This window comes from Thermodesulfobacteriota bacterium (assembly GCA_040756475.1).
Taxonomy (GTDB): domain Bacteria; phylum Desulfobacterota; class Deferrisomatia; order Deferrisomatales; family JACRMM01; genus JBFLZB01.
This window is the reverse complement of sequence record JBFLZB010000006.1, coordinates 49,687-59,368: the sequence shown is the minus strand read 5'-3', so window position 1 is coordinate 59,368 and position 9,682 is coordinate 49,687. Positions and strand designations below refer to the sequence as shown.

The window sequence follows — 9,682 nt, the reverse complement described above, 5'->3', positions numbered from 1 at the left end:
GCGCCGCCCTGGCCGCGGCTGTGGCCCCCGCCACCCCCGAGGCGCTGGCCCGCACCTTCCAGGGCGCCCGCTCCGACCGCGTGTCCGACCTCCTGGAGACCCTGGCCTCCCTGGGCCAGGCCCGGCGGCTGGAGGACGGGCGGTACTCGGGGTATGGCGGGGTAGGGACAGGGGGCAAGTCGAGGTAGAATGCTCTCCAGGGTCACAGGCTGCATGGAGAAGGGGATGTGAGATGCTGACGACGATTGAAGGCACCTATCGGGAAGGACGCATCCATCTGAAGGAATCGCCCGCCGGCATCCGCGAGGCGAGAGTCCTGGTGACCTTCATCGAAGAGAGCCACGATAGCGCCTCCCCTTCTTCGACCGGGATCCCTTCGACCGCCTCCTCGCCGCGCAAGCGCTCACGGAAGGTCTGCCGCTTGTGAATCGCGACCCCGCCTTCGACGCCTATCGGGTCAACCGCATCTGGTGAGCGCCCGCCACTCCAGGAACCGTCGTGGATGGGAGCGGCCTCCCTGCACAGCCAGGCACGCCAGGCAGGGCGGCGGAAGGGGCCGCCGTCGATCTGACATTTGGCACCCCGCCGACGGCCTGACCCTCCCGGGTCCGGTGCCCCATCAGAGAGGGCGGCTGGCCCCGGCGCCCCTGACCTTACAGGTGCCGCTTGGGCAGCGGAATCACCCGTCGCACCGCTTCGTGCACGCCCGACCTCGGACCGCGCTCGCGGACCTCCGGGACCCCGGCTTGCGCCGCCAGGGCCTTGGCCCGGGCTGCGGAAAGGTGGGCGTGGACGCCGGGCTTGCCCGGCGCCGGGGAGCCGCTCCAGGGGTGGGCCGAGGCGGCGGAGGCGGCGAGGACCAGGCTCGCTGCGAGGATCCACAAGAATTTGAAAGACATGGCTTCTCTCCTTTCCCCCCTTGCTTGGGGGCGATGCCGGCCGCCGTGCCGGGTCCGGTCCGGCGGTCCGGGACGGCCAGAGTTACGATAGGTCCTCGCATCTCTCGTGCCAAGAAGGGCGCGAATCGGCGCCGGCGCGGATGAACGCAAGCGCAGAGGAGGGTGCTTTCGGGTTCCCCATGGGCGCGGTTCACCGTTGCGGGCGGCTTTTTCCGCCCCGGACCGGTCCCTGCCAGGAGTAGGAATCTACTCCCGCAGGCGATCCGGCCCCGGGGCCGCACCAGCGGCTCCCGGGTGCACGCCGTGGCGGGGCCTGTGGACCCGTTGTCGGCTATCCTGCAAGGGCTGGAGAAAGGCCCCCAGGGAACTCGATCCTCCGAAGGCGCTCACCCTTCGGAGACCCCTCTTCGAAGTGCCCGCAGTGGGGCTTGCAGCGCTGGGGCACGACCCGGGCACGGCAGTTGCTCCTTTGGGTATCGCGGCCGGTGGCGGACCGTCTGGCAGCCTCCCCCGGGGCTGCGCCAGGCGGTCCCGCCGGACCGAACTCGAACCCACGACACAAAGCAGCAGAACCGGGGAAAGGAGCCGACGATGATTGCGTACCGCGGTCTTCTCACGATTGCCCTGACAGCGGCAGCCCTTTGGACCGTGGCCGGGTGCGCCGCCGCCACTCCCGGGTCGCCCAGCCTCGGCATGAGGGACCCCGCCACCGGCGAGCCCGCAGGCAGGGCGATCCGCCAGGTCTCGGTGGACGGGTACCGCCTCGACTACTACCTGCTGGATCCGGCCGACTCCGGCATCGCCGGGAAGGCCCGGGTCCCGGCGAGGCACCTGATGCTCTACGTGGCGGGCCGGGACGGAAGCACCGTGGAAGACGCCGCCGTGACCTTCGCCATCGCCGAGCCCTCCGGGGGCAGCTCGCGCGTTCACGCCTATTACACGAAGGGGCGCCGCGTGATCCGTGCCCTTTCGCCCAGGGAACGGCCAGCCGATGCCGTCGCCATGGAGGGGGGTTACGGAGCCGACCTCAATCTGGGAGTCCGGGGCGCACACCGGATCTCGACCGAGGTAGCCATGGGCAGCGTGATCCTTCGGGACGAGTTCGTCCACACGGTCGAATAGGTTCAACGGCGGCGAACGCGGCGCGGGACGAGACGGCACCAGAGGGTGATGCCGGGTGAGGGAGGTGCGAGCGTGCTCCGGCGTGACAACGGCAAGGGAAGCGGGTGGATGCTGGCTCCCGCCCTCCTGGTGCTCGTACTGCTCCTGTGTCCCTCCGCCGAGGTCCGGGCCCACGGCGAGGCCCACAGCGAGGAGGGGGGCCACGCCGCCGTGGGCTTCGGCTATCTGGGGCTGGAGCCCGAAGGCCTGGTGGACCCCGCGGAACGGGAGGGGTTTTCGGAGCGGGTGAAGGCAGAGGCCTACGCCAAGGGCCGGCTGGACGTGGCAAGACTGGTCGCCCTGGCCGTCGTCCTCGCGGGGGTCTTCGCCGCCCACGGGGCAGGGCGAGGCAGGAAGACCCGCTGGGGCCGAGCCCTGGAGTGGGACGCCCTGGGGACCACTTGCGGGATGGTCCTGCTCTTCCTCGTCGTTCCTACGGGGACGATCCTCTCGTTCTTCTACAACCCATCCCCCTGGCAGACCTACGCCAGCGTGGAGTCCATGGCGGCCCGGCCGGCGCTCGCCTTCCTGCGCAATCTGCACAACTGGTCGAGCGAGCTTCTCCTGGCCCTGATGCTCGTGCACACCGCCAAGACGGTGTCGTCCCGGGGGTACCTGGGGCGCCGCAAGGTGATCTGGCTCACCGGCGCCCTCCTCTTCGTCCTGCTGTGGCTCAACTTCGTGGCCGGAAGCTTTCTTCGCGCCGATCAGGAAGCCCTGGAGGGGTTCCAGCACATCATGTACGCCCTCTCCCTGGTGCCTCTGGGGGAGCACGCGGCGAGGTTCTTCTCGGGGGAACTGGCCGTCATGCGGCTCTTCTCCGCCCACGTGGCCCTCACCCTTGCCTCGGGCTTTCTCCTCCTGACCCTCCACGTGCTCATGCGCCAGGAGTACGTGCACGTCCGGAAGCATTGGAAGGTGGCCCTGGGGTACTTCGCCACCTTGGGAGGGCTCCTCGCCTTGCAGAGCGCCCTCCAGGAGGCGCCCCTCATCAGGGGGCTCGCCGCCGGGCCCGCCGTGACCGGGATCGAGATCACCAAGCCTCCGTGGCCGCTCTACTTCCTGGTGGCCGGCGAGAACCTCTTTGGCGCTGCCGCCATGGCGGCGGCGCCGGTGGTCGTGTTCCTGCCCCTGCTGCTCTTCCCGTACGCGGTGGAGAGCCTCCCGGGAAGGGGCGCCGGGAGGGCGCGGCTGGGGGAGCTTGCCTTCTACCTGGGGAGCCTCGCCGTGCTCGGCCTCTCCCTCTGGGCCGCTGCAAGCCCGATCGTTCCTCACATCTTTTGAATGGGGAATGGAAAATGGCGTCCATGTTCGGGCGGAGAAGAGCCGTCGCACTCTGGGGAGCCCTGGGCGTGACCCTGGCGCTGGGAGCGCCGGCCCCGGCACAAGAACGCATCCGCCTGGGCGCCTATGAAAGCTACGAGCGGTGTATCGAGCTCAACTCCGGAGACTCCCTTCGCTACTCCTACGAGGCGTCCGGTCCGGTGCGCTTCGACATCCACTTTCACTCGGGCGAGAAGACCCAGTACCCCGTCTACCGGGATGGCTCTCTTTCGGGAAGCGGCGTCTTCACGGCGCGCCAGAAGAACGAGTACTGCGCCTACTGGGCTCTGCGGGACGAGGGCTCCGCCGAGCTGACCTTCGAGCTGCGCACCCAGCGGCGGTAGGGCCCCGGGCCAAGGCAGCATTTGCCGTGCCCTCCTCCGACTCCGCCCGCTCTCCAGAGAGGTAGGGTGGGACCCTGTCCCACCACACGGAGGTCCGAGCCGTGGCAGAAATGGTGGGACGCAGTCCCACCCTACGCCCTGCCCAATTTCGCGCTCACCGCCCTGGGGGACCCCCAACTTGCGGGCCTCGCGGCGCGGGGTAGCCTTGCGGGCCTGACTCCCGTGAGAAGGGCTCGGGCGCGATCCGCCCCCTTTCCCGGGAGCAAAGAACCCGCGCAGAGAGGGCCGCGATGATGCACCGCTGGATGGGCTGGGAGCACGGAGTGGGGTTCGGGGGCTGGCTCTTCATGCTCGCCTTTTGGGCGCTCGCGGTCCTGGGGCTGGTCTTCCTCGTGAGGCTCGCCTTGGGAGGGGGCCGGCCCGGGCCAGCGGCGCCGGAAACGCCTTTCGAGATCCTCAGGAGACGTTATGCCCAGGGAGAGCTCACCCGGGAGGAGTTCGAGCGGATGAGGAGGGAGGTGGAGTGATCTGGCAGGGGTTTCCACTGCGGGTGGTCGTCCTGGGGTTGCTGGCCGCTGCTGCGCTGGCGGCCGGCTGCGCCGACCCGGCGGACTTCCCTCCGCGCACCCGGATCGGCACCGTGCCCAAGGGGTTCGCGACCCGCCCCGTGGTCTCGGTGGCGGATGCGGCCTCCTACGCCGGGGAGTATTTGAGGGCTCTCGGCGTGGAGGGGGTGCGGGTGGAGCGTGCCCTCGGCTTTTCAGAAGGCTTCTGGGTGTACGCAACCGAGGTGGAGTCCGGGCGGGGGGCCTTCTCCCTGGAGGTCTCCTCCTCCGGTCAGATGAGCGCGAGGCGCTTCCCCGCCCCCGAGCCGGAGCTCATGTGGAACCAGAAGTACGGCCACCGGGCCCGGCCTCGGCTCTCCGCGATCCAGGAGACCCTGGCCCCCGCGGAAGCCGAGGCCCGCCTTCGCGAGGCCCTTCCCCCGGGCCAGGGCCTTGGAATCGCGCCTCCTGTCGCCTACTACGGCTACGCCCTCTTCCCTCTCTGCGGCGAGGCTGTCCAGGTGGGGGAGGGGGCGGTGAGCACGGTGGACGGCAGGGTCGTCCTGGCCCTGTTCCCGGCGCCCCCGGAAGGCGCTTGGGCTGTGCCCGGGGTGAGGGAAGATCCCTGCCGGTAGGGGCGCACGGCGTGCGCCCGGTCCACACCCCGCTCCCACCGCTCACGAAGTTTCACCTCAGACCGCCGAATCGCAACTCGTCGCCTCGTTAGGGCTCGCCCTTCGGGGCGTGCCTCCGGCACGTCCGATTCCCACGCCAATGTGCATCCACGCCCGTCGCCTACCGAAGACGCTTGGGCAGCGGAATCACCCGTCGCACCGCTTCGTGCGCTGCCGGCCTCCCATCCCGCTCGCGGATTTCCGGGACTTCGGCTTGCGCAGCCAGGGCCTTGGCCCGGGCTGCGGAGACGTGGGCGTGGACGCCGGGCTTGCCCGGCGCCGGGGAGCCGCTCCAGGGGTGGGCCGAGGCGGCGGAGGCGGCGAGGACGAGGCTCGCAGCGAGGATCCACAAGAATTTGGAAGGCATGGCTGTGCTCTTTCTCCCCTCGCTTGGGGGGCGGTGGCGGCCGCCAACTGCCGGATCCGTTCCGGCGGGTTGGGGGGCTGCCGGGTTCATCCCCGTACTTGGCATCTCCCGTGCCAGGAGCGGGGCGGCGGCGGAAGTCCGCACCGGGGCACGGACTTCCGCGGCGGGGAGGGCGGGAGTGGGTCAGGCAGCGTTCGGGAGGCTTGTTGGCTATCCGTCACCCTGTGGAATACTGTTCAGCGGCAGCGGGGCCGGGGAAGCGCGCCCGAGGAGCGAAGGAGGAAGCTGCGCTCCGGGCCGCCCGTGGCGGGCCGGGGTACGAGCCTTGCTTCTGCGTTTGAGGAGTCGGGAGCAGAGGTGGCGCGATGACCGAGGGAAGTCAGAGAGAGGAGCTCCTGCGCCGGGCCGCAGCGGTGGCCGCCCTGGTGGTGGCGGTGTCGGTGCTGCACTACGTCACCCAGACGGACCGGCCGCTCCTCCACGACGTCTACCGGCGCCTCTACTACTTCCCGGCGGGGCTTGCCGCGGTGTGGTTCGGCGTGCGGGGCGGGCTGGTCGCCTCCGCTGCGATTGCCGCGGCCTACGCGCCCCACATCCTGCTGCACTGGCACCACGAGAGCCGGGAGGTGGCCAACCAGTTCATGGAGGTGCTGCTCTACTTCGCCTTTGCGGGCGTGGTGGGGTACTTCGCGGACCGGGAGCGCCGGCTGCGCATCCAGTGCCAGCGCTCGGCTTCGCGCCTGGACCGGTCGTACCGCGAGCTCCGGCGCCAGGCGGACCTCATCCTGGAGATCGAGGGGCACCTGCGCCGGGCCGACCGGCTCTCGGCCATGGGACAGCTCGCCGCCGGCATGACCCACGAGATCCGAAACCCGCTGGGCTCCATCCGGGGCACGGCCGAGATCCTCAAGGACGATTTCCCCCCGGGTCACCCCAAGGCGGAGTTCCTGGCGATCCTGCTCAAGGAGACCGAGCGGCTCAACGGGGTGGTGGAGGAGTTCCTGGGCTACGCCCGGCAGGGGGACCGGGGCGGGGAGGAGCTCTGCGACCTGGAGCGGGTGGTGCGCCAGACGGCGGCCCTCACCGAGGCCCAGGCCCGCAAGGCGGGCGTGGCGGTGCGGTGCGAGGTGGGCGAGGGGCTCCGGGTGCGGGGTTCGCCCGGACAGCTCGCCCAGGTCGTGTTGAACCTGGTCCTCAACGCGGTGCAGGCCTCGCCGCGGGGGGGCGAGGTGCGGGTCTGGGCGGAGGTGCGCCCGGGCCGGGTGCCCGGCCCCGCATACCGGGAAGTGGAGGGGAAGCTGGTCCTGCTCCGGGTCGAGGACCAGGGGGCGGGGCTCCCGGCCGAGGCCCTGTCCCGGGTCTTCGAGCCCTTCTTCACGACCAAGGAGGACGGCACGGGCCTGGGCCTCGCCATCAGCCAGCGCATCGCCGAGGCCCATGGGGGACGGATCGACGCCGAGAACCGCCCCGGGGGGGGCGCCCGCTTCACCCTGACCCTGCCCCTAGCCCCTGACCCCTAGCCCCTGACCCCTGGCCCCTTGCCCCTGACCCCTAGCCCCTGACCCCTGACCCCTAGCCCCTGCCCTCGGAGGCCCCCATGGCCAAGGTCCTGGTAGTCGACGACGACGCGAGCCTGCGGCGCGTCCTGGAGTACAACCTGGCCCAGGAGGGGCACGCCGTCGCCACGGCCGCGAGCGGCGAGGAGGCCCTGGCGGCCCTGGCCAGGGGCCGCTTCGACCTCGTGGTCACCGACATCAAGATGCCCGGGATGGATGGCCTGGACCTCCTGCGCCGGATCAGGGCCGACTCCCCCGACACCCCCGTCATCGTCATCACGGCCTTCGGCACCATCGAGACGGCGGTGGAGGCGATGAAGGCGGGCGCCTTCGAGTACATCACCAAGCCCTTCAACCGCGACGAGCTCAAGCTGGCCGCCGCCAAGGCCCTGCGGGTGCGGAGCCTCGAGGCCGAGAACGTGCGCCTGCGAAAGGAGGTCTCGAAGAAGTACGGCTTCGAGAACATCGTGGGGGACTCGCCCCCCATGCAGCGGGTCTTCCGGCTGGTGGAGAAGGTGGCCGAGACCGATGCACCGGTCCTCCTCACCGGGGCGAGCGGCACCGGCAAGGAGCTCGTGGCCCGGGCCGTGCACTACCGAAGCCGCCGGGCCTCCCGGCCGTTCCTCCCGGTCAACTGCGCGGCCATCCCCCGGGAGCTCTTGGAAAGTGAGCTCTTCGGCCACGTCAAGGGCTCGTTCACCGGGGCCGTACGGGACCGGGCGGGGAAGTTCGAGGAGGCCAGCGGCGGCACCCTGTTCCTGGACGAGATCGGGGAGCTCCCGGTGGAGCTCCAGGCCAAGATCCTGCGGGCGCTCCAGGAGATGGAGGTGACGCCGGTGGGCGCCAACCAGCCGATCCGGGTCGATGTGCGCATCGTGGCCGCCACCAATCGGGACCTGGAGGAGGAGATCGAGGAAGGGCGGTTCCGGGAGGACCTCTACTACCGGCTCGCGGTGGTGCCCATCCACGTCCCGAGCCTGCGGGAACGGCCCGACGACATCCCGCTCCTGGTGGCCCACTTCCTGAAGACCCTCGCGCCGGCAGGCCAGGTGACCTTCACGGCCCGTGCACTAGAGGCCCTGAAGCGCCACCCCTGGAAGGGCAACGTGCGCGAGCTCGAAAACACCGTGGAGCGGCTGCTGATCTTGCGGGAAAAGGACGTGCTCGACCTTCCGGACCTCCCCGAGAAGGTCCGCCGGCCCCCCGAGGCCGGGCCGCCGGGCGGGTTTCGGTTCGAGTTCCCCGCCGAGGGAATCGGGCTCGAGGAGGCGGAGGCCGCCCTCATCCGGGAGGCCCTGCGCCGGGCCGGGTGGAACCAGAGTCACGCGGCCCGGCTCCTCAAGGTGCCCCGGCACATCCTCCTCTACCGGATGGAGAAGTTCGGCATCCCCCGCAAGCCGCCCGAGGGGGGGTGAGTCACGCGGGGGGCGTTTCGACGGGCGGGGGCGAGCTCGGCTGCGGTCCCGGGATTTTACCGGCGCCCCGAGGCCCGCAGGGCCTCCTCCACCGCGGCGTCGGCTTCGGCCAGGGCCTTGGCGATCACCGCTCCCAGGACGTCCGTGAAGTCGTAGTACTGCTCGGCGCCGGCCTCGTGCCAGCCCAGGGTGACCTGTGCTTCCAGCCAGCCGTCTCGCCGGGCCAGGATCTCTCCTCCCGCGAGGAACGAGACCTCCAACCGGAGCCAGGCCGTCTTGTACACCCGCTCGGCCCGCTGCTCCCCGGCCGAGCCGATGGCCCGGAACCGGGTGGAGAGCTGTTCGACGCGCACTTGGAGGATTCCCTCTTCCTCGAGAGCCCCGGACTTCTGCCGCGCGTATTCCCGGAAGGCCTCGCTCACCCAGTCCTGGAAGGGGTAGGCCCGGTAGGTCTCGATGGGGCCCGAGAGGACGTAGTAGGGGTCGGGGACCCGGGTCTCCAGGTCGAGGGCGACGATCATGGGGGCGGGCCAGACGGCCGACGCGGGCGGCGCGGCAACAAGGCCGACCAGGGCGGCCAGCGCCGCGAGGGCAAGAGAGACGTTCTTCATGGCGAGCTCCTTTCCTCCCCCCCGGAGCGGGTCCCGGTCACCGGCGGACCGGGCGGTCCCCGGGCCCGACACCTGGAAATGTAGCGCCCCCTCCCGGGGTGGCAAGGGCGTGCCCCCCGGGATTTCCCTCTGCGCTACTGTGGAACAAGATCGCCCCATCCCTTAAAGTTTACGAATCTAGTTGACGATTCGATGCCGGAGGGTTAGCATACGAAACCGTAGAATGAGACTGAGGAGTGCCCGTGACCCGCTTCCGCGCCCCATCTCCCATCGCCTGGCTCGCCGTCCTGAGCATGCTGCTCCTGGGCGCCGCGCTGCCGCACCGCCCGTGCGGCGGCGGGTGCTGCGCGGCGCCGGTGGCGGTGCATCCCGGCGCGGAGCCCCACTCCTGCTGCTGCGACACGGCCCCCGTTCCCTGCGACCTGGAGCAGGCGCCGGTCCAGGACTTCCCGGACTCCGCCGTGACGGCAGTTCCCCGGGTGGATGCCCCGGCCCACGCGCCGGTTCTCGGGAGCATCGACTCCTCGGCGGTGCCCGCTTCGCCCGTGGGCTCCCTGGCCCACGCACGCCCCTGCGCCCAAGGCCCCCCGGGTCCGATCTACCTCCGCCACCTCGCCCTGCTCTGTTAGACCGCCCTGCCCCGCGGGCGTGACCCCGACCGAATGGCCGGCCCCTTACGGCTGCCGGAAGCGTCGAGGTGCGCCCTGGGCTCCCTGCGGAGCCCGACCGTACCCAGATCCCACAAGAGATCCCCCGAGAGCCAACCTGCACCGGCCGGGCCGCGCCG

General features: G+C 70.8%; 13 protein-coding genes. 10 read left to right on the top strand and 3 right to left on the bottom strand.

The window, feature by feature from the left end; all coding sequences use genetic code 11:
- Both AB1578_01950 and AB1578_01945 read left to right on the top strand, forming a co-directional pair.
- Positions 1-188, top strand: a 188-nt coding sequence (locus AB1578_01950; GenBank protein ID MEW6486662.1) for a hypothetical protein, incomplete at its 5' end; no start/stop codon positions are given.
- 44 nt (positions 189-232) lie between these two features.
- Positions 233-427, top strand: a complete 195-nt coding sequence (locus AB1578_01945) for a hypothetical protein (protein ID MEW6486661.1) — start codon at positions 233-235, stop codon at positions 425-427.
- 226 nt (positions 428-653) lie between these two features.
- Here AB1578_01945 and AB1578_01940 read toward each other — a convergent pair whose 3' ends face one another.
- Positions 654-899 carry a hypothetical protein gene (locus AB1578_01940; protein MEW6486660.1) on the bottom strand — a complete coding sequence of 82 codons (246 nt, stop codon included), beginning with the start codon at positions 897-899 and terminating at the stop codon, positions 654-656.
- Positions 900-1,490: 591 nt separating this feature from the next.
- Here AB1578_01940 and AB1578_01935 point away from each other — a divergent pair.
- The 5 genes from AB1578_01935 to AB1578_01915 all read left to right on the top strand — a co-directional run bounded on the left by AB1578_01935 (position 1,491) and on the right by AB1578_01915 (position 4,907).
- Positions 1,491-2,021, top strand: coding sequence for a hypothetical protein (locus AB1578_01935; GenBank protein MEW6486659.1), 531 nt, complete (start codon positions 1,491-1,493; stop codon positions 2,019-2,021).
- A 72-nt stretch (positions 2,022-2,093) separates the two neighbouring features.
- Positions 2,094-3,344 (top strand): cytochrome b N-terminal domain-containing protein, encoded by a 1,251-nt coding sequence (locus AB1578_01930; GenBank protein ID MEW6486658.1) that lies wholly within the window; start codon positions 2,094-2,096, stop codon positions 3,342-3,344.
- Between the two features lie 68 nt (positions 3,345-3,412).
- Positions 3,413-3,727: a hypothetical protein gene (locus AB1578_01925; protein MEW6486657.1), complete on the top strand. Its 315-nt coding sequence runs from the start codon at positions 3,413-3,415 to the stop codon at positions 3,725-3,727.
- A 290-nt stretch (positions 3,728-4,017) separates the two neighbouring features.
- On the top strand, positions 4,018-4,254 hold the full coding sequence (locus tag AB1578_01920; GenBank protein ID MEW6486656.1) for an SHOCT domain-containing protein: 237 nt from the start codon (positions 4,018-4,020) through the stop codon (positions 4,252-4,254).
- The gene (locus tag AB1578_01915) at positions 4,251-4,907 is read left to right on the top strand and encodes a hypothetical protein (GenBank protein MEW6486655.1); all 657 of its coding nucleotides are present in this window, start codon (positions 4,251-4,253) and stop codon (positions 4,905-4,907) included. Before AB1578_01920 ends, AB1578_01915 begins: the two co-directional genes overlap by 4 nt.
- 160 nt (positions 4,908-5,067) lie before the next feature.
- Here the strand turns inward: AB1578_01915 and AB1578_01910 are convergent, their stop codons facing one another.
- Positions 5,068-5,313: a hypothetical protein gene (locus AB1578_01910; GenBank protein ID MEW6486654.1), complete on the bottom strand. Its 246-nt coding sequence runs from the start codon at positions 5,311-5,313 to the stop codon at positions 5,068-5,070.
- A gap of 365 nt (positions 5,314-5,678) precedes the next feature.
- Between AB1578_01910 and AB1578_01905 the strand changes: the two genes are divergently transcribed.
- Together AB1578_01905 and AB1578_01900 are read left to right on the top strand one after the other, a co-directional pair.
- Positions 5,679-6,833 (top strand): ATP-binding protein, encoded by a 1,155-nt coding sequence (locus AB1578_01905; GenBank protein ID MEW6486653.1) that lies wholly within the window; start codon positions 5,679-5,681, stop codon positions 6,831-6,833.
- Positions 6,834-6,910: 77 nt separating this feature from the next.
- The gene (locus AB1578_01900) at positions 6,911-8,284 is read left to right on the top strand and encodes a sigma-54 dependent transcriptional regulator (GenBank protein MEW6486652.1); all 1,374 of its coding nucleotides are present in this window, start codon (positions 6,911-6,913) and stop codon (positions 8,282-8,284) included.
- Positions 8,285-8,340: 56 nt separating this feature from the next.
- Here the strand turns inward: AB1578_01900 and AB1578_01895 are convergent, their stop codons facing one another.
- Complete coding sequence (locus AB1578_01895; protein ID MEW6486651.1) at positions 8,341-8,895, bottom strand: hypothetical protein; 555 nt, start codon at positions 8,893-8,895, stop codon at positions 8,341-8,343.
- A 242-nt stretch (positions 8,896-9,137) separates the two neighbouring features.
- Here AB1578_01895 and AB1578_01890 point away from each other — a divergent pair, with 242 nt between their 5' ends.
- Positions 9,138-9,524 carry a hypothetical protein gene (locus AB1578_01890; GenBank protein MEW6486650.1) on the top strand — a complete coding sequence of 129 codons (387 nt, stop codon included), beginning with the start codon at positions 9,138-9,140 and terminating at the stop codon, positions 9,522-9,524.
- Positions 9,525-9,682 lie beyond the last annotated feature (158 nt).

Bases quoted from the DNA above. Each gene is read 5' to 3' on its own strand.
- AB1578_01945 (MEW6486661.1), top strand. From the start codon at position 233: ATGCTGACGACGATTGAAGGCACCTATCGGGAAGGACGCATCCATCTG.
- AB1578_01940 (MEW6486660.1), bottom strand. From the start codon at position 899: ATGTCTTTCAAATTCTTGTGGATCCTCGCAGCGAGCCTGGTCCTCGCC.
- AB1578_01935 (MEW6486659.1), top strand. From the start codon at position 1,491: ATGATTGCGTACCGCGGTCTTCTCACGATTGCCCTGACAGCGGCAGCC.
- AB1578_01920 (MEW6486656.1), top strand. From the start codon at position 4,018: ATGATGCACCGCTGGATGGGCTGGGAGCACGGAGTGGGGTTCGGGGGC.
- AB1578_01910 (MEW6486654.1), bottom strand. From the start codon at position 5,313: ATGCCTTCCAAATTCTTGTGGATCCTCGCTGCGAGCCTCGTCCTCGCC.
- AB1578_01905 (MEW6486653.1), top strand. From the start codon at position 5,679: ATGACCGAGGGAAGTCAGAGAGAGGAGCTCCTGCGCCGGGCCGCAGCG.
- AB1578_01900 (MEW6486652.1), top strand. From the start codon at position 6,911: ATGGCCAAGGTCCTGGTAGTCGACGACGACGCGAGCCTGCGGCGCGTC.
- AB1578_01895 (MEW6486651.1), bottom strand. From the start codon at position 8,895: ATGAAGAACGTCTCTCTTGCCCTCGCGGCGCTGGCCGCCCTGGTCGGC.